The organism is Posidoniimonas corsicana, assembly GCF_007859765.1.
Classification (GTDB): Bacteria; Planctomycetota; Planctomycetia; order Pirellulales; family Lacipirellulaceae; genus Posidoniimonas; species Posidoniimonas corsicana.
In genome coordinates this window covers 816,651-842,483 of the sequence record NZ_SIHJ01000001.1, presented here as the reverse complement: position 1 = coordinate 842,483, position 25,833 = coordinate 816,651, and the positions used below count along the sequence as shown (strand labels likewise).

General features: G+C 67.4%; 22 protein-coding genes. 16 read left to right on the top strand and 6 right to left on the bottom strand.

The window, feature by feature from the left end; all coding sequences use genetic code 11:
• Window positions 1–18 precede the first annotated feature (18 nt).
• Window positions 19–1,176, top strand: coding sequence for a WD40/YVTN/BNR-like repeat-containing protein (locus KOR34_RS03075; protein WP_146562107.1), 1,158 nt, complete (start codon window positions 19–21; stop codon window positions 1,174–1,176).
• Here KOR34_RS03075 and KOR34_RS03070 read toward each other — a convergent pair.
• Complete coding sequence (locus KOR34_RS03070; protein WP_146562105.1) at window positions 1,155–2,699, bottom strand: S10 family peptidase; 1,545 nt, start codon at window positions 2,697–2,699, stop codon at window positions 1,155–1,157. The genes KOR34_RS03075 and KOR34_RS03070 overlap by 22 nt on opposite strands.
• Before the next feature lie 362 nt (window positions 2,700–3,061).
• On the opposite strand from KOR34_RS03070, the gene KOR34_RS03065 reads away from it, so the two are divergent.
• The gene (locus KOR34_RS03065) at window positions 3,062–4,609 is read left to right on the top strand and encodes an OprO/OprP family phosphate-selective porin (RefSeq protein ID WP_228714484.1); all 1,548 of its coding nucleotides are present in this window, start codon (window positions 3,062–3,064) and stop codon (window positions 4,607–4,609) included.
• 69 nt (window positions 4,610–4,678) lie between these two features.
• Window positions 4,679–5,317: a hypothetical protein gene (locus KOR34_RS03060; RefSeq protein WP_146562104.1), complete on the top strand. Its 639-nt coding sequence runs from the start codon at window positions 4,679–4,681 to the stop codon at window positions 5,315–5,317.
• Window positions 5,318–5,419: 102 nt separating this feature from the next.
• On the opposite strand, the gene KOR34_RS03055 is transcribed toward KOR34_RS03060, so the two are convergent.
• Window positions 5,420–6,715, bottom strand: coding sequence for a flavohemoglobin expression-modulating QEGLA motif protein (locus KOR34_RS03055; protein WP_146562102.1), 1,296 nt, complete (start codon window positions 6,713–6,715; stop codon window positions 5,420–5,422).
• A 189-nt stretch (window positions 6,716–6,904) separates the two neighbouring features.
• Between KOR34_RS03055 and KOR34_RS03050 the strand changes: the two genes are divergently transcribed.
• The 3 genes from KOR34_RS03050 to KOR34_RS03040 all read left to right on the top strand — a co-directional run bounded on the left by KOR34_RS03050 (window position 6,905) and on the right by KOR34_RS03040 (window position 9,373).
• On the top strand, window positions 6,905–7,663 hold the full coding sequence (locus KOR34_RS03050) for an MIP/aquaporin family protein (RefSeq protein ID WP_146562101.1): 759 nt from the start codon (window positions 6,905–6,907) through the stop codon (window positions 7,661–7,663).
• 3 nt (window positions 7,664–7,666) lie between these two features.
• A complete protein-coding gene (locus KOR34_RS03045; RefSeq protein WP_146562100.1) occupies window positions 7,667–8,473 on the top strand; it encodes a DUF6498-containing protein in 807 nt (268 codons plus the stop codon).
• Between the two features lie 171 nt (window positions 8,474–8,644).
• Window positions 8,645–9,373 (top strand): YbaN family protein, encoded by a 729-nt coding sequence (locus KOR34_RS03040; protein ID WP_146562098.1) that lies wholly within the window; start codon window positions 8,645–8,647, stop codon window positions 9,371–9,373.
• Here the strand turns inward: KOR34_RS03040 and KOR34_RS03035 are convergent.
• Window positions 9,370–10,533 carry a DNA cytosine methyltransferase gene (locus KOR34_RS03035; protein ID WP_228714483.1) on the bottom strand — a complete coding sequence of 388 codons (1,164 nt, stop codon included), beginning with the start codon at window positions 10,531–10,533 and terminating at the stop codon, window positions 9,370–9,372. The genes KOR34_RS03040 and KOR34_RS03035 overlap by 4 nt on opposite strands.
• Window positions 10,534–10,616: 83 nt before the next feature.
• Window positions 10,617–11,036 (bottom strand): very short patch repair endonuclease, encoded by a 420-nt coding sequence (locus KOR34_RS03030; protein WP_197531096.1) that lies wholly within the window; start codon window positions 11,034–11,036, stop codon window positions 10,617–10,619.
• Window positions 11,037–11,519: 483 nt separating this feature from the next.
• Here KOR34_RS03030 and KOR34_RS03025 point away from each other — a divergent pair, with 483 nt between their 5' ends.
• The 7 genes from KOR34_RS03025 to KOR34_RS02995 all read left to right on the top strand — a co-directional run bounded on the left by KOR34_RS03025 (window position 11,520) and on the right by KOR34_RS02995 (window position 19,483).
• A complete protein-coding gene (locus tag KOR34_RS03025) occupies window positions 11,520–12,005 on the top strand; it encodes a MarR family winged helix-turn-helix transcriptional regulator (RefSeq protein ID WP_146562097.1) in 486 nt (161 codons plus the stop codon).
• 59 nt (window positions 12,006–12,064) lie between these two features.
• Entirely contained in the window at window positions 12,065–12,763 is a 699-nt protein-coding gene (locus KOR34_RS03020; protein WP_146562095.1) for a pirin family protein, read from the top strand.
• A gap of 50 nt (window positions 12,764–12,813) precedes the next feature.
• Window positions 12,814–13,278 (top strand): DoxX family protein, encoded by a 465-nt coding sequence (locus tag KOR34_RS03015; protein WP_146562093.1) that lies wholly within the window; start codon window positions 12,814–12,816, stop codon window positions 13,276–13,278.
• Between the two features lie 14 nt (window positions 13,279–13,292).
• Entirely contained in the window at window positions 13,293–13,919 is a 627-nt protein-coding gene (locus tag KOR34_RS03010; RefSeq protein WP_146562092.1) for an FMN-dependent NADH-azoreductase, read from the top strand.
• A 419-nt stretch (window positions 13,920–14,338) separates the two neighbouring features.
• Window positions 14,339–17,146, top strand: coding sequence for a hypothetical protein (locus KOR34_RS03005; protein WP_146562091.1), 2,808 nt, complete (start codon window positions 14,339–14,341; stop codon window positions 17,144–17,146).
• Between the two features lie 287 nt (window positions 17,147–17,433).
• The gene (locus KOR34_RS03000; RefSeq protein ID WP_197531095.1) at window positions 17,434–18,537 is read left to right on the top strand and encodes a phytanoyl-CoA dioxygenase family protein; all 1,104 of its coding nucleotides are present in this window, start codon (window positions 17,434–17,436) and stop codon (window positions 18,535–18,537) included.
• A 49-nt stretch (window positions 18,538–18,586) separates the two neighbouring features.
• Window positions 18,587–19,483 carry an SDR family NAD(P)-dependent oxidoreductase gene (locus tag KOR34_RS02995; protein ID WP_197531094.1) on the top strand — a complete coding sequence of 299 codons (897 nt, stop codon included), beginning with the start codon at window positions 18,587–18,589 and terminating at the stop codon, window positions 19,481–19,483.
• A gap of 2 nt (window positions 19,484–19,485) precedes the next feature.
• On the opposite strand, the gene KOR34_RS02990 is transcribed toward KOR34_RS02995, so the two are convergent.
• On the bottom strand, window positions 19,486–21,393 hold the full coding sequence (locus tag KOR34_RS02990) for a c-type cytochrome (protein ID WP_197531093.1): 1,908 nt from the start codon (window positions 21,391–21,393) through the stop codon (window positions 19,486–19,488).
• A gap of 91 nt (window positions 21,394–21,484) precedes the next feature.
• Window positions 21,485–22,195: a hypothetical protein gene (locus KOR34_RS02985; protein ID WP_146562085.1), complete on the bottom strand. Its 711-nt coding sequence runs from the start codon at window positions 22,193–22,195 to the stop codon at window positions 21,485–21,487.
• A 636-nt stretch (window positions 22,196–22,831) separates the two neighbouring features.
• Between KOR34_RS02985 and KOR34_RS02980 the strand changes: the two genes are divergently transcribed.
• Genes KOR34_RS02980 through KOR34_RS02970 form a run of 3 tightly spaced genes read left to right on the top strand, consistent with a single transcriptional unit; the run spans window position 22,832 to window position 25,697 of the window.
• Window positions 22,832–23,617, top strand: coding sequence for an SAM hydrolase/SAM-dependent halogenase family protein (locus KOR34_RS02980; RefSeq protein ID WP_146562084.1), 786 nt, complete (start codon window positions 22,832–22,834; stop codon window positions 23,615–23,617).
• Window positions 23,614–24,969: an adenosylmethionine--8-amino-7-oxononanoate transaminase gene (gene bioA, locus KOR34_RS02975; RefSeq protein ID WP_146562083.1), complete on the top strand. Its 1,356-nt coding sequence runs from the start codon at window positions 23,614–23,616 to the stop codon at window positions 24,967–24,969. Before KOR34_RS02980 ends, bioA begins: the two co-directional genes overlap by 4 nt.
• The gene (locus KOR34_RS02970; RefSeq protein WP_146562081.1) at window positions 24,966–25,697 is read left to right on the top strand and encodes a type 1 glutamine amidotransferase; all 732 of its coding nucleotides are present in this window, start codon (window positions 24,966–24,968) and stop codon (window positions 25,695–25,697) included. Before bioA ends, KOR34_RS02970 begins: the two co-directional genes overlap by 4 nt.
• The last annotated feature ends 136 nt before the right edge of the window (window positions 25,698–25,833 follow it).

Below are 25,833 nucleotides of genomic sequence, written 5' to 3'. Positions count from 1 at the left end.
TGCGGGGGGAGCACTGCAATGCAAGACCGGCTACTACTCAGCACCCGTAAGGGCCTGTTTACGCTGGCGCGAGGATCGGGCGGGAGTTGGGACATCGAGCAGGTGGCTCATCTCGCGTCGCCAATCTCGATCACGCTCTGCGACCCGCGCGACGGCGCCGTGTACGCGGCCGTGACGCACGGGCACTTTGGGGCGCACCTGCACCGCAGCCGCGATGGCGGCGTGAGCTGGCAGGAGATCGCCGCCCCCTCTTTTCCAGCGGGTGAGGTCGTTCCGCAGCGGATGCCTGATGGCGATGCAGACTCTACGGCGGGCCCTCCCACCAAGCCCGCGACGCTCAGCGAGATCTGGGCGCTCGAACCAGGCGGCCGTGATGAGCCCGGAGTGCTGTGGTGCGGCACGATCCCGGGGGGGCTCTTCCGGTCGGACGACTACGGCGACTCTTGGTCGCTGGTGCGTTCGCTGTGGGACCGTGAGGAGCGGATGCAGTGGTTTGGTGGTGGGAAGGACGATCCCGGTCTGCACTCGATCTGCATCGACCCAACCGACCCGCGGCGGGTCAAGGTCGCGGTGTCCTGCGGCGGTGTGTGGGCGAGCGACGACGCGGGCGCCGAATGGCGTTGCGCGAGCGAGGGCCTGCGAGCCGAGTACATGCCCCCCGATCAGGCCTATAACCCAATCGTGCAGGACCCGCACCTAATGGCGGCCTGCCTGGCGGCGTCCGGCTGCCTGTGGATCCAGCACCACAACGGCATCTTCCGTTCGACCGATGGCGCCAAGAGCTGGCGCGAGATCACCGCCGCGCAGCCCTCTGCGTTTGGGTTTGCCGTGGCGGTCCACCCCCACGACCCTGAGACCGCCTGGTTTGTCCCCGCGCAGAAGGACGAGACCCGCGTTCCCGTGAACGGCGAGTTTGTCGTCTCGAAGACCACGGACGGCGGCGCCAGCTTTCAGGTTATGCGCCAGGGGCTGCCGCAGGGGCACGCCTACGACATCGTCTTCAGGCACGCGCTGACCGTTGACGACGCCGGCCAGTGCCTGGCGATGGGCTCATCCACCGGCAACGCGTGGGTGTCCGAGGACGCGGGGGAGAGCTGGAACCACGTCGCGCAGCACCTCCCCCCGATCTACGCCGCCCGGTTTGCGCCCGAGGGCTATGGGGTGGCCTCGGAGTAGAACTTCAGCAGGTCCTTGCGCAGCTTGATCAGCGATGGCTCGTAGATGTACATCATGTGCCCCCCCTCGTAGAACTCCGTGGTAAAGTTCTTCTGCTGCGTTTCGTCGAGCAGCAGGTGGTCGCGGGAGTGCTGCATTGCGAACTGCGGCGTCGCCAGGTCGTAGTAGCCGCAGGCGGCGAAGACCTTCAGGAAGGGGTTGACGCTCATCGCGTCGCGCAGGGCGCTGGCGGACTCGACGTAGCGGTTCTCGAAGCTGCCGTAGTTCCATGGGCGGACGTCGCTGGTGAGGATCTCGTAGACGCGGTCGTCCTCGTACTTCAGCGTGCCCCGGAGGTAGCTGTTCATCCCGCTCGTGAAGATGCCAAAGGTCGCCGCGCCGCTCGGGTCGAAACCGGTGTGCTCGCCAACCCCGTTGTCGTCGCGCCCGGTGTAGCGGCTGTCGAAACGTCCGACGATCTCGCCCCGGCCTCGCAGCAGCTCCTTGCCGAACCGGCTCATGCTGACCCGCAGGTTGGCGTCCCACAGGTAGCCCTCCGGCAGGCCGGTCAGCTTCGCCATCTGACGGCAGATCCTGCGGCGCTGCTGCTCGGGCATCGAGGTGGCTTCTAGGAGCGCGTCGGCGTACGGGCCGTAGGCAAACTCCTCAGCTTCCTTGACCACCTCCGCCAGGGGGCGGTCCAGCAGGTCCTGGTCGAGAGCCTTGTGGTAGTGGGCCGTGGCCGTGTAGGTGGGCAGGAACAGCACGTACGGCAGGTCGTTGTTCTGCGCGAAGGCGAGGGTCGAGAAGTCGATCACCGCCGACACCAGCACCACGCCGTTCAGATAGAGGTTGTACCGGTCTTGCAGCTGCTGGCTGAGCCCCGCGGCGCGGAGCCCCCCGTAGCTCTCCCCGAGCACAAACTTGGGCGATCCCCACCGCTCCTGCTTGCTGGTGTAGTCATGGATGAACTGGCCCACGCTCCGCAGGTCTTCGCGGTACCCGTGGAATTGCTTCTTGTCCTCCCCCTCGGCGGGGCGGCTGTAGCCGGTGCTCACCGGATCGATAAACACCAGGTCCGTGACATCGAGCAGCGAGTACGGGTTGGTCTCGATAGCGAAAGGGGGGCGGGGCTGGCTGGCGTCGTCGGGGAGCCGGACGCGCATCGGCCCGAGCATGCCCATGTGCAGCCACACCGATGACGATCCCGGCCCGCCGTTGAAGCAGAAGGTAAGGGGGCGGGACGTGTCGACCTTGGCCCCGTCGCCTCCCCGCGTGTAGGAGACGTAAAAGATCTCCGCCTTGGCTTTGCCGTCGTCGGCCTTCATCGCCATCTTGCCAGCGGTCGCTGTGTACTCGACCGCCTTGCCATCGATCTCGACCGAGCCGTACGTGACCGACGGCGCCGGCGGCTTCTTCTCCGACTTCTTCGCTTCCTTGGCGGGCTTAGCCGAGCTGGGCTTGTCCTGGGCGTTGGCGGCGGGGGACACGGCGATCAGGCACGCCACGGCAAGCAGGCAGGGAGCACTCAAGGGCAGACGCATCGTGTTGTTGTCTCCAGAAGCGGGGGATCGCGAGGCGGGGGGCCTTTGTGAAGATACGTCAGGATATCCGCACGCCGCCCGCTTGGCGACCTTGCCGGTTAGGGGAAATCTGAGCCCCGATTCCGTCCTTTGACCACCTGGCAAACTTTTCCGGACGAAGCAATTGGCACGACGCCTTAACCGAATCTTCACGTTTGTGCGGGCCCCCGAGCTCGCTTTGCTCTGAATCTGACGTCGATAGCAGGAGTATCGATGGTTCGGGGAGTGCGGGTTCTCGTGGTTGGAGCCTTCATTCCAGGACCGACACGTACGCGGTCTGGACCGGCCGCCGAAGCACAGCTGCTCTAGGGAAGGATGCCACCTTGTCAAAGTACTCATATAGCCGAAGGTTCGGCTGGCGTGCGGGGGCGGCGACGCTGCTCTCCGCGGTGATGGGCCTGCAAACAACAGCCAACGCGGAGGACACCTTCCGCCCGCTGCCAACCGTCGAGCCGGCCGCCGCAGTCGCGCCGGTTGCCTACAACTCCTGGCTGCAGGAGGAGTCGGACGAACCGGCCCCGGCCGACGGCGAGAAGACGATCGAAGAGCGGATGGCGGAGTTGGAGAAGAACTACTCCTCTCTGCAGGAAGACTACGACTCGCTCTCCAAGAGCCTCTCGGGCTACGCCAAGAGCGGTCACGGCCAGGCCACGATGAAAGTCAACGGCCGTATCCACGCCGACATGTGGAGCTTCCCCGGCTCGACGCCCGGAATCAACGTCATCGAGACCGAAGACCCGAACACTTCTCCGGTGGATCGGGTTGGGTTCCGCCGTATGCGGTTCGGCGTTAAAGGCGACCTGCCGTACAACATGCTCTACAAGATTGAGATGGAGTTCGCGGGGGGCAACGACTCCGAGTTCCGCGACGCTTACCTGGGCTGGAACGAGCTGCCGATCTTCCGGACGCTATTGATTGGCAATCAGAAACGCCCCTACGGCTTGGACCACCTGAACAGCAGCCGCTACAACGTCTTCCTAGAGCGGCCGTTCGTGATCGAGAGCTTCAACCAGGATGCTCGGCGATTCGGAGTCTGCTCCTACGGATACTCCGAGGACCTCGCCTGGAACTGGCGCTACGGCATCTACAACCAGCGCCTGATTCAGGACGAGGGCAACTACTCGAGCGACAGCTTCCAGGCGCAGGTCGCGGGACGCCTGGCCAACACCATCTGGTGGGACCAGTGCTCCGACGGCCGCGGCTACGCCCACTGGGCCGTTTCCGGCACCTGGGCCGACACCGACCCGCTCGCGACGACCAACAACTACGCCGGGTCGGGGCTGAATGAGGCCCGCTTCCGCCACCGCCCCGAGGCCCGCTCGATCAACCGGTGGGTGGACACCGGCGTGATCCCCGACGGCGACGACTACGCGTTGCTGGGCCTGGAGGGCGTGATCAACGTCGGCGCGACGCAGATCGTCAGCGAGTACCAGCACGTCTGGCAGAACCGCACCGTGTTGCCGGACGTCAACCTGCACGGCGCCTACGTTTACTGGTCGTACTTCCTGACAGGCGAGCATATGCCTTGGGACCGCGAGTCCGGCACGCTCGACCGTATCTACCCGTTTGAGAACTTCTTCCTGGTCGACCGCTGCCGCGGCGGCACCGGCTACGGCCTGGGCGCCTGGCAGGTCGCGCTGCGGTACTCGTACGCCGACTTCAACGACCAGGACGTTTTCGGCGGCATCGGCCAGAGCGTCACGGCCGGCCTCAACTGGTACTGGTCCCCCTACGCCCGGATGCAGTTCAACTACATCTACGGCGAGATCACCGACCGCGACGCCGACAACGACGAGAGCACCCCGCAGCCGGTCAACCTGCAGTCGGGCGACTACCACATCCTCGGCACGCGCCTGATGGTGGACTTCTAGCCCGCGGCGCCGTATCGGCTGTCGATCAGAACAATCATCTCATTACGTGAGTGGAATATCATGAACTCGATGCTACGTCTCGCCGCGGCGGCGATCGCCGTCGGATTCCTCAGCCCGGTGCTCGCCCAGACGCCCGACGCCTCGCTCCAGCAACCGGACATCACCGTGGTGGGCTTCCACTGCTGTGAGCCGACCTGCGGCTGCGACGACGCGTGCTGCGACCCGTCTTGCGGCTGTGCGGCCGGTGAGTGCTGCGATGGCGGGTGCTGCAACAACGGCTGCTGCGGCCGCGAGTGTTGCGTCGCGACCGTTGAACGCGTGAAGGTCGAGAAGCACTGCTGGTGCACCGAAGCCAAGAAGGTCTGCGTCCCGAAGGTGGTCTGCCCCTGGGCCGACGGCGGCAGCGGGCTGACCCTGTTCAGCTTCCTCCGCAAGCGTGGTGGTGCGTGCTGCGGCGACGCCTGCGTCTGCGGTGACGGGTGTTGCGAGAGCGGCTGCTGCGGAAATGGCTGCTGCGGCAACGGGTGCGGCTGCTTGAAGCCCCGCTGCGGCAAGGTCATCTGCGTCAACGACCTCGTCAAGAAGAAGTACGAGTGTGAGGAGTGCGTGTGCAAGTGGGAGGTGCGGCGCCTCCCCCCCTGCTGCGATTGTTGCGGCGCCGGCTGCCCCGACTGCTGCGGCGGCGCGTGCTGCGACTGTGTCGAGTAACCGCGGACAGACTCCTGCGAATGTCGACGGGCGCCGCCGCCCCGCCTTATGGCCGAGCGGCGGCGCCGGACGCTCACGGGCCGGGCGCCAGTATGCTGGGCGTCAGAGAATCGACGAGTAGTCCGCTTCGATGCTCTCCAGCCGCAGCTTCCTCAGGAAGCCCGAGTAGCACATCCAGGCCGCCAGGCCGTGGAGGTTGCTGAACACCGGCGGCAGGTAGGCGGGCGGCTGCACCAGCCCCTCGTCGACCAGGTTCGACAGCACGTGCAGGTCCCCCAGGGTGGTCTTGCCGCAGAACAACAGCGGCACGCGGTCGAGCTTCCCCTTGCGGATCGCCAGCTGCAGGTAGTTGTAGACCAGCACGAACCCCTTGCTGTAGCTGACGTCCTTGGTGAAGGGACCGCCGCCCGGCGTGCTGCCGCGGAACACCCGCGAGGCGAACGTGTAGGCCTCGTCCTGGCTGATCCCCTGGTTGCGGAAGAAGCGGTACACCTCGATGAAGTCGGCGCCGTCCTCGGCCATGCCGACCGCCAGGATGCGGTTGGCGACCCGACGCAGCCGCTCCGGGTAGGTCGCCAGCGAGACGTTCTCGACAAACACCGCCAGCCCCTCCTGCGTGACAGTCGCCGACGGCGGCCCCTTGCTGAGGAAGGTGCACACCGGCTGGGCCTTCCCGTTGAGCGTGGTGCCCAGGTGCACCCAGCCCTCGTGGACCTCCAGCAGGCGGATGTCGCGCTCGTTGAACAGCGCGTCCGTTCTGAGCTTGATGTAGTCGGAGCCCGCCGCGGCGTCGGACACGATGCCGTCGCTCGGCATCACCGTGACCGACTCGTGCACGTCCGGCATCGACTCGGCCAGCCGCGTCTGCAGCATCGACACCGCGTCGGCGCCGCGGATCGTGCGCGGCTCGGGCTGCAGCAGCCCGCTGCGGTCGATCTCGCCCAGGGTCTCGGCCATCATCTGGCCGAAGTCGGCGAGGGTGGGCTCGCCGGCGTGGAACGCGTCCAGGGGGCTGCCGTAGAGCTCCCGCGACAAGAGCGAGAACGTCGGCGTGCCGCGCGCGGCCAGCATCTGCACCACCTCGCCGTACTCGCGGCACATCCGCCGCATGATGGCGCCGGCCGGGCTGTACTCTCCCAGCTTGCGGCGGATCCGCAGTTCCAGGTCCAGCAGCTCCTGCCGCTTGGCCTCGGGGTCGAAGCCGAGGTCGCGCTGCGCGTAGTAGTCGGCGTCGACCCTCGGCAGACGCGACTCGCCGGACGCGAAGAAGTCCGCCTTGACGGCGTCGTCCCAGTTCACCGCGTCCAGGATCCTCAGCGGCTGCTGGGCCTCGACCAGCTGATCGCTCAGCTCGCGGATGGTCTGTTGTTGTGGGGTAAGCTGGGTGGTGGCGGGCACGGCGGGGAGCAATCGGGGCGGGGGAATTTTGGCGTCATTAGAGCGTCGGCGGCCCGGGGGCGGAATGGCGTTTCTCGGTGGGCCAGACGCCGCGACGGCCACGCACGCGGGGCTGCGGCTGACACCACCGTGCGCAGCGGGTATCCTGGCGGCTCCGCACGCCCCCGGCCCCCGAGCGACTGCCACGGAATGCACCCCCTACTCGGCGAGTTCATCGGTACGCTCCTGCTGGTCATGCTGGGGGATAGTGTCGTGGCGAACGTGGCGTTGCCGCTCACCAAGGGCAACAACGGCGGGTGGATCGTGATCACGATGGGCTGGGGCCTGGCCGTGTTTGTCGCCGCGTGGTGCGTTGGGCCGGTCAGCGGCGCGCACCTCAACCCGGCCGTGACGCTTGGGCTGGCGACGGCGGGCGAGTTCGCCTGGGCGCAGGCGCCGGGCTACATCGCCGCCCAGATGCTGGGCGGCGTCGCTGGGGCGATGCTGGTCTACGCGATGTACCGCGACCACTTCCACGCCTGCGACGACCCCGACACCATACTGGGCGTGTTCTGCAACGCGCCGGCGATCTCCAGCCCACTCCGCAACCTGTTCACCGAGGCGGTCGGCACAGCGGTGCTGGTGCTGGCGATCCTGGTGGTGGCCGACCCCGAGATCGCGGTGACCCCCTTCGGCGAGGCGGCGGATCAGACCGCCCGCACGCCGATCGGCATGGGGACGCTCGGCGCGCTGCCCGTCGGGCTGCTGGTGGTGACCATCGGGCTGTGCCTGGGCGGGCCAACCGGCTACGCCATCAACCCCGCACGGGACCTCGGCCCCCGCATCGCGCACGCGCTGCTTCCGATCCCTGGCAAGCGGGACAACAACTGGTCGTACAGCTGGATCCCGGTCGTGGGACCGGTCGTGGGCGGGGTCGGCGCCGCGTTGGCGTACGTCCTGCTGTGGTGACGCATGCACTGGTTCGGCACAAAGATCACCCGCGATCAGCTGCGGTCGCACCGCACTTCGGTCGCGGCGCTGCTGGCTGCCAACGCGCTGCCGCTGCTGGGCGTGCTGCTGCTCGGCTGGAGCACCTTCGAGATTGTCGCGTTGTACTGGTTCGAGAACGTGGTGATCGGCGTGATCAACGTGCTGAAGATGGTCACCTGCACCCCGGACCCGGATCAGGTGGACCTTCAGAAGCTCATCAAGTCCGGCGACGCCGTTGAGCGCCAGCTGGCCGCCAAGCAGGCCGAGGCCCTCGTCGAGAACCCATGGCTGGCGCACGGCGCCAAGTTCTTCTTTGTGCCGTTCTTTATTGTCCACTACGGGATGTTCTGCCTGGTGCACGGCGTGTTTGTAGTGGTGCTGCTCGGTGGCGATGGGCCGTTTGGAGACGGGCCGTTCGCCGCCGGGCCGAGGGCCTCGCTCGATTCGCTCCTCAACTTCAACCTGCTGGTGGCGGCCGCCGCCCTGGCGGGCAGCCATCTGTACTCGTTCTTCAAGAACTACCTGGCCGGCGGCGAGTTCCGCCGCACGATGCTGCCGGTGCTGATGGTGCAGCCGTACGGGCGGATCGTGGTGCTGCACGTGGCGATCGTGCTCGGCGCCTTCGTGACGCTGATGCTCGGCAGCCCGATCCTGCTGCTGGCGATCCTGGTGATCGGCAAGACATTGCTCGACCTGAGTCTGCACCTCGCCCAACACCAGGACGCCACTGCCGCCGAGCCCGGGCTCGGCGACCTCGACGCGCCCACCACGGCGCCCGCCGGCGACTGACGCATTGCCCGCTGCTGCAACCGGCAGAACCGGCGCCCCCGGCCCCGCCCGGTGCGTAGAATCCCCGGGAGCCCGCGCTTCCGCCCGTTGCCAGCATGCACGGGAGCTACCTCATAGGGATGCGGTCCGCCCCGAGCGGCCCCTCCCCCACGCTCCCCGCCAGGTACCAGGATGTCCCAGCCCGCCGCCCGCCCCGTCGTTCCCGCGCCCGACCTGTGCGTCAAAGACGACAGCATCCAGGTCCGGTGCCAGGACGGTGAGGCCGCGGGCCTCGTGGCTCGGCGGCTGCTTCGCTCCAGTGATGTCCGTTCGGTGGTCTACGACTCCCACCAAGCGCAGGCCCGGGTCTGCCTGAGGAACGGCGCCTCGGCCAGCCGGATCCTCGGCGAGCTGGCGCTGCTGTCCGGCAACCAGACCTCGGCGATGATGCGGACCGCCAAGACGCTGCGGCAGATCGACGACGTAGTGACCTGGACCGACGCGGCGGCCGGCTCGACCAGCTACGTCCGCGCCCCGTCGCCCGCGACCGGCGTCACGAGGACGCTGCTGCTGCTTGGCGCCGCGGCTTCGTTCATGCTGGCGGCGGTCGGTGTCGTGGTGCCCGGGCTTCCGACCACGCCGCTGCTGCTGGTCACCAGCTACTGCCTGCTCCGCAGTTCACGCACGCTGCACCAGCGACTGATCAACTCCCGGGTGTTTGGCCCGTTCCTCAAGGACTGGCACGCCCACCGTGGCGTGCGGCCGGGGGTAAAGCCGACGGCGCTCGCCACCATGGGGCTCGTGCTGGCGGCCTCGCTCTGGTTGGGCGGGCTGCCGGTGGTCGCCCAGTGCGGAGTGGGCGCGATGGCCGCCATCGGCGCCGTGGTCATCCTGCGGCTGCCGGTTGTGCCGCGGGCCTAAGTGGCCGCCGCTTTGAGCGCCGCGGCGTGGGGCTCGAGCCAGTGCTCGGCCAGCCACGCGACCGCGTCGACGCAGACCGCATCGCCGAAGCCGAAGAGCGCCTGATTCAGTCGGGTGGTCACGCGGTACCCGTCGGCGCCCATCAGCCGGGCGCACTCGTTGGCATTGAGCAGCCGCACCTTGTGCTCGCCGTGCCCTGCCTGGAACAGGATCTGCCGTCCGCTGCCCCCCTTGGGCGTCCGCAGGCAGCCGGCGATGCCGTCGGTGCGGAGCTCGGCCATGCTCTTCCCGTTGCGGACGCGGCGGAACACGGTGCCGTAGCTCCAACGCTTGCCGGCGATCATCCGGTCGGCGGTCTCGCGGTGGCGGTCGCTCATCTGGTTGAGCAGGTAGTCCGCCCGCTCGCGCGACCACCATTCCGGCGAATCGTCCTGGGGGTGGTCGAGGATCTCGTCCAGCTTTACGCGTCCCCGCTCCGGCGGGTCGGGCGGGGCGCTGAGGGTCCAGGCAACGCCGGGCGCCGCCTGCATGGCGGCGATCAGATTCTTGGGACGCAGCGCCGACGGCTGCAGCGCGGCGATGTCGTCACTGCCTCTGGCCGGGGACCTAACGCCCAGCACGAACAGCCGCGGCCGGCTTTGGGGCACGAAGCACGCCGCGTCCAGCACTACGGCATCGACCGCGTAGCCCTGGCCGTTCATCGCGGTCAGCAGCGACTGGAAGTCCGCCCCCGAGTGCGAGGTCAGCAGCCCGGTCACGTTCTCGATCAGCAGCAGCGGCGGGCGTCGTTCGCCCAGGTTCTCCAGCAGGTGCATGAAGCCCCAGAACGCCGACGACTGCCCCTGGTTGATGCCGCGCCGCGCCCCGGCCAACGACAGGTCGGTGCACGGGAACGAAGCGTGCGCCAGCATCGCGGTGGGGACCTGGTCGGGCTGCTCGGCCAGCTCGTGAATGTCGTCCAGCAGGTAGTGCGGCGAGGGGCCGAAGTGGCCCTCGTACAGCTCCTTCTTGTCGGCGGCCATGTCGTTGGCCAGCACGACCTCCCAGCCCGCCCGCTCGAAGCCCATCCGCGCCAGCCCGACGCCGGCGAAGAACTCGAGCACGGTGCGGCCCTCCCGCGGTGGTGGGGCCGGCGAGGCGTCGAACAGCGGACGCTGCACAGAGGGGGCTCGGGGGGGCACTGCGTTCCGATCGCTAGCGGGGTTCCGTGAAGGACAGATTATCTCGTTTCAATGCCCGTGCATCAACCGCTCCGCCGGCGGGACTCGGTCAACAGCCGCGTCGGCAGCGCCTGCTTAAGCTGGCACTCCCACAGCGTCCACACGCCGTAGCCGGCCGCCCGGAGTTCGCGCGCCGCCCGCCGGTCCCGACGCCGGTTGCGGGCGATCTTCGCCAGCCAGTAGTCCCGGTTGTTCTTGGGGACCCTGGCGCCCCGGGCGCAGGTGTGCCCGTGCCAGAAGCAGCCGTGCACAAACAGCGCGATCCGGGCCTCGGTGAGCAGGAAGTCGGGCCGCCCCGCCAGCCGGGCGACGTCCCTGCGGTAGCGAACGTCCGCGGCGCGCAGCAGCTTGGCCACCAGCAGTTCCGGGCCGGTGTCGCGGCTCTTCACCGCCCGCATGGTGCGGCTCCGCTGCTCGGCCGACTCGCGTGGTCTGGCTGTCACCGACTCCGTTCCCCCTCCCCTGCCCCGTCGCGACGGCAGAGCACTTTTGTCCCGAATTGTCGCATCGATTTTTAGGGACAAAAGTCGCCGCCCGCCTTGGGCGCCGAAAGCCGTTTCGCCCTGCTATACAAGCCTGTGCCGCTTCGCTCCCTAGACCGGCCGGACGACTTTTGTCCATTGATGCGGGTCAATAGGGACAAAAGTAGTCCAGACCCTCCAGCAGCAAGAACGCCTGCCGACCGCGACGCCGTGCGGCCGGCGCCGCCTGCTGACCACTATTGGACCGCACTGGGTGGCCGGTTTCTACCACGGAATGCCCAGAATCCGCGGCAGCGCGGCGGCGAACCCAGGCGGCCGGGCCCGGAAGTTTTTCTATCCACTGGCGTGAACCATGCGTGGGATTACCCCGTAAATAGTTTATTGGTAAACTAATTGGCGGCCGATGAGACTTCAGCGGCCCCTTTTGCCCCCAGCACACGCCCGATGACCACCAGCCGACTGCAATCCGAACTGAAGAAGCGGAACCCGTTCGACTCGCTCGAGCAGGAGGCCACGCTCTCGCTGGTGCGGACCAGCGACCAGCTGGAGAACCGCTTCGGGCGGCTGTTCCGCGAGCACGGGCTCACCAGCTCGCAGTACAACGTGCTGCGGATCCTCCGCGGCGAGGGCGCCCCCCTGCCCTCGCTGGAGATCGCCAGCCGGCTGCTCCGCGTGGCCCCGGCGATTACCGGGCTGATCAACCGCTTGGAGGACCAGGGGCTGGTCAAGCGGCGGCGGTGCGAGCAGGACGGGCGGGTGGTGTTCGTCGAGATCACCAAGCAGGGGCTGGCGGTCCTCGGCGGACTCGACGAGCCGCTGATGGCACTGCACCGCGGCGTCATGTCGGGCCTCAAGAAGGCCGAGCAGCGTCAGCTGGTCGCGCTGCTGGAGAAGTGCCGCCAGTCGCCCGAGCTGCTGCGGGACCCGTAGCCCGCAAGTTTTTTTGGCCAGATAGTTGATGTGTAAACCTTTTTGCGAGGGCGAGCGAGATGCTCACAACCAGAAAAGCCAACGACCGCGGCCACTTCGACCACGGCTGGCTCGACACCTACCACACTTTCTCCTTCGGCGACTACTACGACCCGGACCACCACCGGTTCCGGACGCTGCGGGTGATGAACGAAGACCGCGTCGCGCCCGGGCAGGGCTTCGGCATGCACCCCCACCGCGACATGGAGATCCTGACCTACGTCCTCTCCGGTTCGCTGGAGCACCAGGACTCGATGGGTAACGGCGAGGTGATCCACGCCGGCGAGATGCAGCGGATGTCGGCCGGGTCCGGGCTGATGCACAGCGAGTTCAACCCTTCGGGCAGTGAGCCGACGCACCTGTACCAGGTCTGGCTGCTGCCCAGCGAGAAGGGCATCGAGCCCAGCTACGAGCAGCGGGTGTTCGACGCCCGCGAACGGCAAGACCGCCTGCAGCTGGTCGCCGGCCCGGAAGGCGAACCCGGCTCCATGGCCATCCACCAGGACGCCCGCGTGTACCTGGCCGACCTCACCGCCGGCGGTGGGCTGACGCACCGCGTGCCCGCTGGGCGGCACGCGTGGCTGCAGGTCTTGCGCGGCGGGGCGGACGCCAACGGCGCCCCGCTGTCCGCCGGCGACGGGCTGGCGGTCAGCGACGAGTCGACGCTGACCCTCGCGTCCGCGGCTGGCGCCGAGGTCATGCTGTTCGACTTGAGCTGAGGCGCCCGCCGCGCCGTTCGTTTCACTAACCGATTGAAAGGCAAGAGAGAATGAACAACACCATCAATGGCGTGCTCAGCGCAGCCGCGCGGCTGATGATCGCCGCGATCTTCATCCTGAGCGCCGTGGGCAACAAGGTCCCGCAATTCGACAGCGTGGCCGGCTACATGGCGTCCGAGGGGGTCCCCTACTCACGGGTGATGCTGGCCGGGGCGATCGCGTTCCTGATTGTCGGCGGGCTGGCGGTGGTGGTCGGCTACCAGGCGCGGATCGGGGCGGCGCTGCTGCTGGCGTTCCTCGTGCTCGCGACCTACTTCTTCCACGACTTCTGGACGCTGGACGACCCGGCCGCCCGGCAGCAGCAGATGATCCAGTTCCTCAAGAACCTCTCCCTCATGGGCACGATGCTGTTCTTGATCGCCAACGGGCCGGGGCGTCTGAGCGTCGACGCGCTTGTCGAGCGCAATCGGATCGACGCGGCCCATAACCTTCCTCAACCGCAACCCGCCCAGTAAACGGAGGCCCTACCATGGCCAAGCTGCTCCACATCGAGTCCTCACCCCGCAAGGAACGGTCGTCGTCGATCGCCACGACCCGCGAACTGCTCGACGCCTACCGCGCCGCCAACCCGCACGACGAGGTCGAGACCTGGGACCTGTGGGCCGAACCGCTGCCCGAGCTCGACGGCCCGGCGATCGAGGCCAGCTACCTGCAGAAGCGCGGGGGCGAGCTCAACCCGGCCCAGCAGGCCGGCTGGGACGCGCTGCAAGCGGCGTTCGACCGGTTCGCGTCCGCCGACAAGTACGTGTTCAGCGTGCCGATGTGGAACTTCGGCGTGCCCTACAAGTTCAAGCAGTTCGTCGACGTGGTGACCCAATCTGGGCTCGCCTTCCGGTTCACGCCCGAGGGCGGCTACGAGGGGCTGTTGACCGGCCGGCCGGCGGCGGTCGTCTACGCCAGTGGCGGCGAGTATGCCACCCCGCAGATGCAGGCGCTGGATCACCAGCAGCCCTACGTGGACCTGTGGCTCGGGTTCGTTGGCGTCACCGACGTAAGGACCATCAAGGTCGCACCCACCGCGTCCGACCCGGAATCGGTCGAAGCCGCCAAGCAACAAGCAGCGGCGCAAGCGCGGACCGTCGGCGCCACGCTTTGATCGAAGAGCGACCAGTCCATCGCCCGTCGGATATCTAAAGATTCTGACGAAAAAACTAGACTCGCCACTCTTTGTTTTGTACGCTGAGGCGAGTCGGGCCGTGCTCGGCGATTTGCCCGCCGGTGGATCTCCCACCGGCGGGATTCCTTTTCCCACGACAGCGTCTCTGTGCTGAATCGCTACTGCGGTTGATGGATCCGGCGAGTTGCCGTTTTAGCTCGCCCGCGTGTTGCTCGTTCCCAGACAGCGTGTCGCGTCGTTCGACGCCTTGACCTAGACGAATCATCTACAGTTCCCTCGATGGGCTTCTCGGCCCTGCTCTGCTCCCGCGGCGTGGCTTCATTCTCAAGATCAACCCCGTGTCGCTCTGCGCGGCGTGTGGGTTCAGTCGCACCTTGGCAACTCAATCAGGTGGTAGCATGTCTTTACGGTTCCTTGCGTTGGGGTTGTTGTTCCTCGTTCCGATCAGCCAGGCTGACGCTCAGCTGGTATTCGGCAACGGCGGCTTCGAGGGCGGAATCCCAGACGGCGTCCACCAGGCGGGCGTCGCTTCACCCTGGTACGATTTCGACGGCACGAACTTCTTCGACAACGCTTGGCAGATCAGCATCGACGGGATCAGCCCCAACGACACCGCCGTGCTGGCGCTGTCGGCAAACGCCGCGGACGCCACTCTCGATGGCGCCGGCCTCAATGGGTACGCCTACCAGAGCATCGGGACCGCGGGCGGGGCCAATTCGGTGACCTTCTCGTTCGACTGGGGCTCCTTCGACGATGCCCCCGGGCCGCGCGACCTCGGCCTGACGTTCTCGATACTCGAGGACACGTCCGGCAGCGCGCTTGTTGAAGACTTGTCGGACATCCTGGGGCAGCCTGGCGTTGCGGTTATCGATTCGATGTCGACCTCGCAGCTCGATGTTCCCATCAGCGGGACCTTCAATGAGGAGTGGACGTTCGACCTCTCCTCCGCGGGCAGCGGCAACCTGTACCTGCGGATCAACAACTACGAAACCGACGCCGCCAACAACGAGGCCTGGATATTCGTCGACAACATCAACTGTGACATCTGTGAGCTGCCCGGTGAGCTAACGCTGGACGTGAACCGCGATACGGGCGCGGTGCAGCTTTCCAATAGCCTGGGCGAACTGAGCCTGGTGCAGTACAGCATCAACTCGCCGGCCGGCACGCTGAACCCGGCCAATTGGGATAGCATCGCGTCAACGGCGGACGCTGACAGCGGGGGCGGTTTCGACCCGGACGACACCTGGACGGAACAAGACTCTTCGGCCACCGCGATCAGCGAAGTCGACCCGGTCGACGGCGGCCCCAACGACGGCGGGACGCTCGGCGAGACGCTGGCGCTTGGCGCGGGGCTGTGGAAGCCGTCCTACTATGAGGACCTGACCGCCAGCGTGCTGCTGTGGGATGGCGTCGAAGAAACCACCCTCAACCTCCAGGTCAACTTCACCGGGGACGTCCAGGCCGACCCGTACCAACGGAGCGACCTGGACTACGACAACGACATCGACGCCGACGACTTCAACATGTTCTTCGCCAACCACCTCACGACGCTGTCCGCCACGCTGGCGCACGACAGCTACCCGCTGGGCGACCTGGACGGCGACCTCGACAACGACGTCAACGACTTCGCCCTGTTCAAGGCGGACTTCATCGCCGCCAACGGCGCGGCCGCATTCGAGTCGCTGTTTGCCGGCGCCGTGCCCGAACCCAGCGCCGCCGTGCTGGCTGCCGGTCTGCTGTCGCTGGCGGCTGCCCGTCGGCGCCGCCTTTCGCGGCGGTCAGGGCTGGCCTGCCTGATGATGCTAACATTGGTCTGCGCGGCGCCCAACGCCGAGGCTGTGGTGGTTTCGTTCAGCGACACGGCGCCCGTCTCCGATGGCGACGACGTGTTCTACTTCCTGACCGACCCGCTGACCGACGCCGACAACGTCTACGACTCGGTCGTCGGCACCGCCGGCGGCGACGACTCCGGCACCTACGTGGCGTTTGACCGCCAACACCAGGGGCAGACCTTCACCACCGGCGCGACCGGCGGGTATGTCAACGCTGTCTGGCTGCAGCACGCGGGCTACACAGAGAACCCCGGCCTGACCTACTACAACCTCCAGGCGGGCTCGACCTTCCAGGCGCGTATCACGGACCCGTCGCAGGCGGGGATGGCCGGTTTCGCCCTTGCCGATGAGGTGTCTGCCCCACTCAATGGGTTGGAAAGCAATACGATTTCTCCTGCCTTTGCATCGTCAAACAATGGAACCGGGACCTGGGTGCGGTTTGCCTTCGAGAATCCGATCACGGTTTCTGGGAACACGAGCTACGGCTTCGACGTCACCTCCACCGCGGTTGGGTTCTTCGAGACGCTTGGGTCCAGCGCCGGCGGGTACGCGGGCGGCGAGGCCTACAACGGCACAACGACCGCCGCGGCCGACGACATCCTCAACCCGCTGGTCGGCGACCGCGCCTTCTTTGTTGAGATCAGCGACACCCCAGGCAACCCCGTGGCCGAGGCGCTGGTGCTCAACATCGATCCCGTTACCGGAGCGATGGGCATCACCAACAACACCGGGGCTGCGGTGACTTTCGACCACTACGAACTCCGCAGCGAGGTTGGCGGGCTAAGCTCGACGGGCTGGAGCAGCCTCAGCAGCCAGGGGAAAGACGCCGTCGACGGCGCCGACGCGGGCGACGTCGCGGGCGACTCGGTCGGCGAGACCTGGACCGTCCCGGGTGGCGTCGCCGCCGGCCAGGCGTCTACCAACCTGCTCGCCGAGGCGTTCGTCCTCGGTTCGACCTCCATCAGCCCGAATCGCACCCTGCTACTGGGCAACGGCTACAACACCTCGATCGGTGACACGGCGCTCACCGGCTCGCTCCGCACGACGGGCGGCGCCATTATCCCGCTGGCGGTGCGGTACGACGGCGTGCCTGAGGACATGGGCCTGCAGGGCGACTTCAACGAGGACGGGGTTGTCGACGCCGCCGACTACACCGTGTGGCGTGACAACCTGGGCGCCGACGAATCGGTGCTGCCGCCCGGCGCCGGCGACGGATCGGGGACCGTCGACGCCGGCGACTACGCCGCTTGGCGGTCGAACTACGGCGCCTCGGCGGCGGCCTCTACCGCTGCGACCGGCGCGCCGGAGCCCGCCGCAGTAACGCTGCTGCTGGCGGCCGGAGCGGCCGCGCTGCGGCGGCCCCGCCGCGCGTAGGCCCGCGCCTGCTCAAAGAGAATTCGACCTTTGGGGCAGACAGCCCAGCAAGGGCGGCCGCCGTGCAGCGGCGCCGCTCTGCTGGGCTGCTTGTGTGCGCGGGCGGCTGCTGGCATTGCTATCGCCGCGGTTTCCGAGATTCGATCTCGTATTGGCCTTGCCCGTTAATCTCCTGCTCGGGATTATCCGATAACTCTTGCTAACCGGAATATCTTGCCAATGGATGGCGGGAGCGTGTCCGGTTGGTCAGAGCCCCATCCCCCTTGCGAGTTGCAGGAGTCTACTCGATGAACATGCACCCCAAAGTCCGTCCTTTCTGGCAGCGGATGCCGCTGTGCGCTGGGCTTGGAGGCCTGATGGCCTACAAGGCTTCGGGGCTGCCTCGCAACATCCTGCCGCGTGACATCAAGGCGATCGTCAACAACTGGGACTACTCGATGTTCCGCGAGCTGATCGGCAGCGGGCTGACCAGCGCCTTCATCGATCAGCCGTGCACCTTCAAGATGCCGGCGAAGATCGAGCCGAAGGCCGACGTCGCCCCCGAGTTCCGGATGAGCCAGGAGCAGCTCAAGGGCTTCTACACCAACGGCTTCGCCGGACCGTTCGACGCGTTCAGCCGCGAGCAGATGCTCGACTTCAAGGCCGACCTGCTGGCCATCGAGAACCGCGTCAACAAGACCTACAACTTCGTCACGCCACGCGACCGGCACTTCGAGATGCCGCGGCTGTGGAACTACATGAAGAGCCCGGCCATCACCGAGCGGGTCGCCCAGATCCTGGGCCCCGACCTCAACTGCTGGCGCTCGCAGATCTTCTACAAGGGACCGGGCGCGCCGGCCATCCAGTGGCACCAGGCCAGCACCTTCATGGTGGAGGATTACCAGGACCCCGCCATCTTCCCAGCCAACCGCGACGAGATCTTCCAGATCACCGTCTGGGTGGCCGTGGACGAGTCGACCACCGAGAACGGCGCCCTGCGGTTCGCCAAGGGGACGCACGACCGGGTCCGCAAGATCAAGTTCGGCGGCAAGGAGGGCTTCTACAACGCGGCCTACGAGCTCGACTTCTCCGAGGACGAGACCGAGTGCGTCGAGGTGCCCTGCAAGCCCGGGCAGTTCATCATCTTCACCGAGCGTTGCATCCACGGCTCGGCGCCCAACACCACCAACCGCCACCGCCTGGCGTTCAACCTGCGGGTCACGCCAACCAATGTGGCGGCGTACCCCAATAAGAAGTACTATCGCAGCGTCTACAACGGCGGTAAGTACCACCTGGACAAGTGGGGCGTCTGCCTGCTGCGGGGCGAGGACCGCCACCATCTCAGCCGGACCATCCCGGCCGAGGCGCTGGAGCGGGGCGAGTTCTCGCGTGTGCTGGCGCCGGCCGCCTAGCAGCAGAACGGCGCAGAAGCCCGTTAACCAACCCGAGCGGCAGCTACCCATGCGAAACCTGGCCGGCAAGCGAGCGCTAGTGACCGGGGCCGCCTCGGGGATAGGCCGCGAGATCGCGCTGCGGCTAGCGCGGGAGAAGGTGGACCTGCTGCTGGTCGACGTCAACCAGGTCGGCCTGCAGGCGGTCGCCGCCGAGGCCGGGGCATTGGGTGTGAACGCCGAAGCTATGCGGTGCGACCTCCGCCAGACGGCGGAGGTCGAGTCGCTTGTCGATCACGCCGTCGACCGGTGGGCGGGCGTCGACATCCTGGTGAACAATGCCGGGATCACCTTCTACGGCATCACCCATCAGATGCCCCCGGACGAGTGCGACAACCTGCTGGCCACCAACCTGGCGGGGCCGGTCACGCTGACCCACCGCCTGCTGCCATGGTTGCTGGCCCGGCCGCAGGCCCATGTGCTGAATGTCTGCAGCGTGCTGGGCCTGGTGGGGCTGCCGCGGGTGGCCCTTTACTGCACCTCCAAGTTCGCGATGGTGGGCTTCAGTGAGTCGCTGCGGGCGGAGTACGGCCGTCAGGGGCTCGGCGTCACGGCGCTCTGCCCGGGGTTCGTGAAGACCAACCTGTTTAGCTCCGCCCGGCCGATGGTCGACGGCGGACAGACCCGCAAGCCGCCCGGCTTCATGTGCGCCACCCCGGAGTCGATCGCCCGGCACGCGGTGCGGGCGATTGTTCGCAACCGCCGACGGGTGGTGGCAGAGCCGTTTGCACGGCTGACGTACGGCATCAAGTGCCTGGCGCCCGGCGTCATGGACTGGGCGCTCCGGCTGGGCGAGCGGCGCAAGATCGCCAAGAAGCGGCGCCACCTCGAGTCGCTGTCGTCCGATCCGGTCGAGGCGATTCGCCTGTCGGTTGGCGACAAGTTCGTCGACCGCAAGGCGGCGTAGCTTCAGCCGCGTCGTTTCAGGGCTTCCGCCCACTTGGTCGCCACGTCTTGCGGCGACGCCTTGTAGCGTTTCGCGAACGCGGCGTCGAACTCCTCGCCCGCGCTAAGGTCGTCTAGCAGCCCGCTGAACGCGCGGCTGTTGCGGGCCATGCCGACCACGAAGTGCAGGCTGACGACGCCCGCGTCTGCGGGCGGCATGTCGCCGGTCATGAAGGAGGTGGGCTGCCGCATGCCGGTCGCCGCCGAACGAAGGCCGTCGACCCACCGCTCGACGCGCGGGTCCTTGGGGTTGGCCTTGCCCGCCGCGTAGCGGGCGGCGCCCTCGACAAACCAGTCGGGCGCCCGGCCGCCGCTGTGCTGGGCGATCACCAGCGCAGCAAGCTGCTTGGCGAACGCGGCGTCGGCGATCGGGTCCTGGTCGCTCGGCACGTTGAGGCAGGCGTAGGGGTCCACGGGGTCGAAACGGGCGTGGCCGCCGGCGTCGTCGGGGAGTTGCCGCTGCTCCACCATGCGGACGAACTCGCCGTAGTCGATCCGCTGGTCGAACACGTACAGCGTCTGCTTGGCCTTGCCGAGCATCCCGCCCGGCGAAAGCCCCATGCTCTTCTGGATGGCGGACGTGGTCGCCTCGGCCGCCGCGGCGATCTCTTTTAGACGCTGCTCGGGGAGTGAACCGACCACCAGGTAGCGGTCGCTCGAGGTGCGGCTCGCCTGCTCGTCGGGGATGCCCAGTCGCCAGTTGTCCGCCGAGAGCTGCTCCCGCATCTGGGTCAGCTCTTCCGGCGTGGCCCGCTCCGCCCTAACGAACGCGGTGCTGCGGGTCAGGGGCTCGGTGGGGGTCTGGCCGTCGAAGCGCGCGCCCTCGCGGACCCAGGTGGTGATGGTCGCGATCTGCTCATCGGAGAGTGGCGGTCCCCCCTGCGGCATCCGGCGTTCGGCGTCGGGGAGGAGCCGCTGTATCAGTTCGCTGCGCGCGGGGTCGCCGGGGGAGAGAGTCGACGAGTCGATGAGCTGCTGGAACGCGGCGAAGCGGAGCTGGCCGCGGTTGTCGGCCACGTGGCAGTTCGCGCAGCGGTCCATTAGGATCGGCGCGACATCGAGGGCGAAGCTGACGGTCTCGTCGCCGGTGGCCCGTGTGGCCTCGGGCTTGGCGGCGGGGGCCATCGGCTCCGACGAGCCCTGCTGCAGGTTCTTCAGGTTGGCGTCGGGGTTGTCGCCATCGAACTTCGCGCCCTGGGTGATCCAGCGGGAGATGAGCGACATCTCCTGCGGGGCGAGCGGGCGGCCGGGCGGCATCGAGCCCGACTCGAGGTTGTCCATCAGCACGCCGCCGGTCCCCTCGCCCGGCACCAGCACGCGCCCGGTCTCCGACCCCTGGATCAGGCTGTTGTAGGTGGCCATGTTGAAGTTGCCGCGCGAGCCGTCTACGTGGCAGCGTCCGCACTTCTCGACCAGCAGCGGCGCCACCTGGTTGGTGAAGCTGATGTCGCCGCGGTCGAACCGGCCGCCGGCCATCTCGGGCTGGGGCCCTCGTCGGCCTGGCGCCTCCTGTGCTTCCTGCGGCGCCGCCGGGTCGGTCGACGGCAGTTCCGGCGGCTGCAGCCCGCGGGCGGTCAGCAGCTTGTGCGTCTCGGCCATCTGCTCGGCCGCGCGGGCGTAGGTCCGCTGCAGTTTGGGGTCGAGCACTTTGGCGACCCCCAGGACCTTTTCCTGGGCCTCGGCGTACTGAGTGAGGGCGTCCTCGCCGCGGCCCTGCTCTGCCAGCCGCGCCGACGCCTTGAGCAGCGTAGCGGCGCGGCGCAGGTCGTCCCGCTGCTCTCTGAGCGTGGCCGCCGGTAGCGTGGCGCAGAGCGAGAAGAAGGCTAGGAGCGCGCAGGCGGCGCGGGTGTTCCGCTTGAGTGGTCGGATCATGACCATGCTTTGGGGGTGAGAAGGGGCGGGCCGCCCCCCGATTCTAATCGACGCCCCGGCGCGAGGCCAAATCCAGCCTGCGTGGTGCGGGTTAGCCCGCGTGGTGGCGCCGCCGCACCTTTTGCCGTGGCCGACGGCTCTGCCGGCCGCCGGTGGCCAGGTAGCCGTAGTGGATGGCGAACCACTCGGCGTACCGTTCCCGGTCCGTGTAAGACGAGTTCCGCTCGTCCAGCAGGTGTCCGAGCTCGTGGATCAGGATGTTGTTGAGGTAGTAGTCGCGGACGGTCTCCTCCGTCCAGGTCAGGGTCCACACGCCCGGCTCGGGCTGGGCCCAACGGCCGCCGTACATCTTCGACTCATTCACCGTGTCCGGCCCCGGCGGCGAGTAGAAGGTCTCGATTAGCGACTCTTCCAGCGGGTAGAGGTAGAGCGTGGCGCCCCACTGCATGCCGTAGCAGGGAAAACTCTGCTTCTTCCGGGTAACCCGCGACAGCTGCACAAGCTCCAGGCCTTCGAGAAACCGCTCGGGGAGCTCGGCCAGGCGGTCGCGGACCTGCTGAGGGGTCACCACGTGGCGGTAGCCCTTGCCGGGGTCCTGCACCTTCACGCGGTAGGGAGAGCCGTCGCCGACCGGCTCGTGCCAGTCCTCTGGCGGGCTGAATGGCTGGGCGATGTCTTGGCTGCCAACGCACCGCCGCGACTGCGGCCGCGCGCGTTGTTTGAAGCGCGCAGCGGGGGTCGCGTTGCGTCCTCGGGCGACTGCCTTCGGTGTTTTGGCACGAGCGTTGCTGTAATGCTTCATGGTAAGTAGCTTGAGCGTTAACGAAGGTCACACTCAGACGATGCAGAGGGGCCCTCGAGGCTTCCAGCCAAAAGGAGTGACCGACAAGGTCAGCGTCGCATCGTCGTGCCGCGCTCCGGCGGCCAAAAAGGGGGGCTGACGCCGCGTTCTGGCGTCACTTCTATGGTAGGCTGTGCCCCCGTCGACAAGCAAGGCGATTGCGCAAGTGTCTATTTTGCAATGGTTTGCGTCAGGTGGACACCGGCGTCGCCGGGCCTTCGGCGCCCCTGGGGCGGGTCGCCCGCCGGGCGCCCGCAACGCCTTCCGGGTGCCGCTGCGCGAGCTGTTTCGAGCATCGCTCTACTAACATTGAGCCTTCCAATTACCTTCGCGCGGCGCGCACTAGAGCGGTTCGTTCCACTTCGTTGGGACGCGCGCTAAGGACGCGCGCAGCGCCGTCGCGAAGCGTCGTTGTGACCTTCAATCGCGCGCGATTAGATGGTTGCTTGTGATGCTTGTTGCAAAAAAGTCAAAAAAACTTTCGGCGCACCTCAGTGAGCGTTGCGCGCGCACATCCGCGCGACGAGTTGGCAATGGTCAGTGAATGGGTGGTTGTTGCGGCACGCAGCGGTGGCCGGGGCGTTACATTGAACAACCATGACCTGGATCACGCTGACCACCGATTTTGGAGAGGGCAGCCACTACGTGGCGTCGATGAAGGGGGTCATCGCCACGATCCACCCGGATGCGCAGGTGGTAGACCTGTCGCACAGCGTCCCGGCGCAGTCGGTCTGGGATGGCGCCCAGGCGCTGGCCGCCGCGGCGCCATGGTTCCCGAAGGGCACGATCCACGTGGCCGTGGTGGACCCCGGCGTCGGCACCTCGCGGCGGATTGTGTATGCGGAACTGGGGGACTGGCGGTTTGTGCTGCCCGACAACGGCCTGCTGACAAGCTTGGCCGCGTCCTACCCGCCCCATAGGATAGTGGCCATCGAGAACCCGGAGCATTGGCTACCCGACGTTAGCTCGACTTTCCACGGGCGGGACATCATGGCGCCGGTGGCGGCCAAGTTGGGCTTGGGGCTCTGCCCTGATACACTGGGGCCACCGATAGACGAGCTAGTATTGCTTCCCGAACCAAGGGCGGAACGCGTGGGGGAACGGATCCAGGGAGAAGTGGTCGAGGTCGACTCGTTCGGCAACCTGATCACGAATATCACCAGCTCCATGCTCGAATCAGCCCCGCGGGACGAGTCCGTGCAGGTGCTCTGCGACGGGCACCAAACCATAGGCCTGTTCACGGCTTACGGCGACCAGCCCGAGATGACGCTGATCGCCCTGGTGGGGTCCACCGAGCGGCTCGAGCTCGCCATTGTGAACGACAGCGCCGCCGCCATGCTCGGCGTGACGGTGGGAACGCCCGTAGAGGTAGTTTGGGGATGAGCGACCACGACGCGGCCCAGCAGCTGGCCGCCTGGGACCGGGACCACTTCTGGCACTCGTTCACCCAGATGCAGGAGTACGAACCGCTGGTGATCGCCGCCGCCGAGGGCTGCGAGCTGATCGGCGCCGACGGACGCCGCTACCTGGATGGGGCCAGCAGCATGTGGTGCAACGTGCACGGGCACGCGCACCCGGCCATCAATCAGGCGGTCGTGGAGCAGTTGCAGCGGGCCGCGCACATCACCTCGCTGGGGATGGGCTGCGACACCACGGTGCGGCTCGCCAAGCGTCTGGTCGACCTCACGCCGGCCGGCCTGGACCGGGTGCTGTTCTCCAGCGATGGTTCGTCCGCGATCGAGGTCGCGTTGAAGGCGGCCTTCCAGTACTGGCAGCAGTGCCCCCAGCCGCGGCCCGGCAAGTCCCGCTTCCTGGCGTTCGGCGCCGCCTACCACGGCGACACCATCGGCGCCGCGAGCGTCGGCGGGATCGACAAGTTCCACGCGCTGTTCAAGCCGCTGCTGTTCGACGCGGTCTACGCCCCGGGCCCCGACCGCTGCAAACTGCCGGAAGGCGTTGCGCCTGAGGCGGCCTGCGACCACTACTTGGCGGAGACCGAAAAGCTCATTGCCCAGCACGCACACGAGCTGGCCGCGGTGGTGATCGAGCCGCTGGTGCAGTGCGCCGCCGGCATGGTGATGCACCCACCCGGCTTCCTGGGCGGGCTGCGGGAGCTCTGCACCAAGCATGACGTGCTGCTCATCCTGGACGAGGTGGCGGTCGGCTTTGGCAAGACGGGTCGGATGTTCGCCTGCGAGCACGACCAGGTGACCCCGGACTTCCTCTGTCTGGGCAAGGGGCTCACGGGCGGCTACCTGCCGATGGCCGCAACCCTCACAACCAACGCGGTGTACGACGCGTTCCTGGGGGACGCCGCGAGCGGCCGGGCGCTGTACCACGGCCACACCTTCTGCGGGAACCCTGCCTCAGCCGCGGCCGCGCTGGCCTGCCTCGACCTGTTCGAGTCCGAACGCACGCTCCAGATGCTCACGGCCAAGGTTGAACGGCTCGGCGAACGGTTCTGCCGCCTGGCCGAGCACCCAAACGTCACCAACGCCCGCCAGACAGGCATCATCGCGGCGGCGGACTACACGGCGGACGCTCAGGTGGGCCGTCAGGTGGCCGCGTACGCGCTTGAGCACGGGCTCTGGATACGGCCCCAGCCTGGCATGGTGTACGTGATGCCCCCGCTCGCGATCAGCCTGGCGGAGATCGACCGCATGATGGACGTCATCGAGGAGGGCATCGCGGAGGCGACGGGAATCCCGTTCGCCACAGGGGCCGCCGTGCCGTGACCGCGCCCGCCAACGCCCGCTTTCTATTGCTGCAGGTTCGCAACGACCAAGACCCGATTGCGCCGCAGGAGGTCGGCTGTTTCGCCGAGGCGCTTGGCTGTGAGCCGTCGCGGGTGACGCCGTTCAGCGTGCTCGGCTCTTTCCCAGAGCCCTCAGAAGTTGCGCGCCACGACGTGGTGCTGATCGGCGGCAGTGGTGACTACTCGGCCGCCACAGACGGTGAATGGCTCGACCGGATACTGGAGGGGCTCCGCGAGCTCCACGCGGCCAGCAAGCCGACGTTCGCGTCGTGTTGGGGCTTTCAGGCTTTCGCTCGGGCGCTGGGCGGCCGTTGTGAGCACGACCCGGCCAACGCCGAGCTCGGCAACGTCGAGCTTCACCTGACCAGTGCCGGCCAGCAGGATCCGGTCTTCTCCGCCCTGCCCGCCTGCTTCCTGGGCCTGGCCGGTCACGAGGACCACGTCACCCAACTCCCCGCGGGCGCCGTGCTGTTGGCGTCGAGCGAGCGGGTCGCGGAACAGGCCTACACGTTCCCCGGACTGCCGATCTACGCGACGCAGTTCCACCCGGAGCTGACGCGCGAGACCATCTTGCAGCGGCTGGTGGCGTACCCCAGGTACGTCGAGCAGTTCGCCGGCATGCCGCTTGACGACCTGCGGATCGCACTCAGGGACACACCCGAAGCCAACGGGCTGCTGCGGCGGTTTGTCGGCCACGTTCTCGGCTGAGCGGCTCGCTACCCGGCCGAGGCCCTTTGCTGCGTGCGGTGGAGTCCGTTTTGCAACTGTCGCGGTAACGTCGCCGGGAGAAACGCGGGCGGATTGTCTATGCTCATGAGGGCGCCGTGGGGGTTGCTCTCTGCGG

Excerpts from the sequence above, each read along its gene's own strand:
- KOR34_RS03075 (WP_146562107.1), top strand. The coding sequence starts at position 19 with ATGCAAGACCGGCTACTACTCAGCACCCGTAAGGGCCTGTTTACGCTG.
- KOR34_RS03070 (WP_146562105.1), bottom strand. The coding sequence starts at position 2,699 with ATGCGTCTGCCCTTGAGTGCTCCCTGCCTGCTTGCCGTGGCGTGCCTG.
- KOR34_RS03060 (WP_146562104.1), top strand. The coding sequence starts at position 4,679 with ATGCTACGTCTCGCCGCGGCGGCGATCGCCGTCGGATTCCTCAGCCCG.
- KOR34_RS03050 (WP_146562101.1), top strand. The coding sequence starts at position 6,905 with ATGCACCCCCTACTCGGCGAGTTCATCGGTACGCTCCTGCTGGTCATG.
- KOR34_RS03045 (WP_146562100.1), top strand. The coding sequence starts at position 7,667 with ATGCACTGGTTCGGCACAAAGATCACCCGCGATCAGCTGCGGTCGCAC.
- KOR34_RS03040 (WP_146562098.1), top strand. The coding sequence starts at position 8,645 with ATGTCCCAGCCCGCCGCCCGCCCCGTCGTTCCCGCGCCCGACCTGTGC.
- KOR34_RS03025 (WP_146562097.1), top strand. The coding sequence starts at position 11,520 with ATGACCACCAGCCGACTGCAATCCGAACTGAAGAAGCGGAACCCGTTC.
- KOR34_RS03020 (WP_146562095.1), top strand. The coding sequence starts at position 12,065 with ATGCTCACAACCAGAAAAGCCAACGACCGCGGCCACTTCGACCACGGC.
- KOR34_RS03015 (WP_146562093.1), top strand. The coding sequence starts at position 12,814 with ATGAACAACACCATCAATGGCGTGCTCAGCGCAGCCGCGCGGCTGATG.
- KOR34_RS03010 (WP_146562092.1), top strand. The coding sequence starts at position 13,293 with ATGGCCAAGCTGCTCCACATCGAGTCCTCACCCCGCAAGGAACGGTCG.
- KOR34_RS03005 (WP_146562091.1), top strand. The coding sequence starts at position 14,339 with ATGTCTTTACGGTTCCTTGCGTTGGGGTTGTTGTTCCTCGTTCCGATC.
- KOR34_RS03000 (WP_197531095.1), top strand. The coding sequence starts at position 17,434 with ATGAACATGCACCCCAAAGTCCGTCCTTTCTGGCAGCGGATGCCGCTG.
- KOR34_RS02995 (WP_197531094.1), top strand. The coding sequence starts at position 18,587 with ATGCGAAACCTGGCCGGCAAGCGAGCGCTAGTGACCGGGGCCGCCTCG.
- KOR34_RS02990 (WP_197531093.1), bottom strand. The coding sequence starts at position 21,393 with ATGATCCGACCACTCAAGCGGAACACCCGCGCCGCCTGCGCGCTCCTA.
- KOR34_RS02985 (WP_146562085.1), bottom strand. The coding sequence starts at position 22,195 with ATGAAGCATTACAGCAACGCTCGTGCCAAAACACCGAAGGCAGTCGCC.
- KOR34_RS02980 (WP_146562084.1), top strand. The coding sequence starts at position 22,832 with ATGACCTGGATCACGCTGACCACCGATTTTGGAGAGGGCAGCCACTAC.
- bioA (WP_146562083.1), top strand. The coding sequence starts at position 23,614 with ATGAGCGACCACGACGCGGCCCAGCAGCTGGCCGCCTGGGACCGGGAC.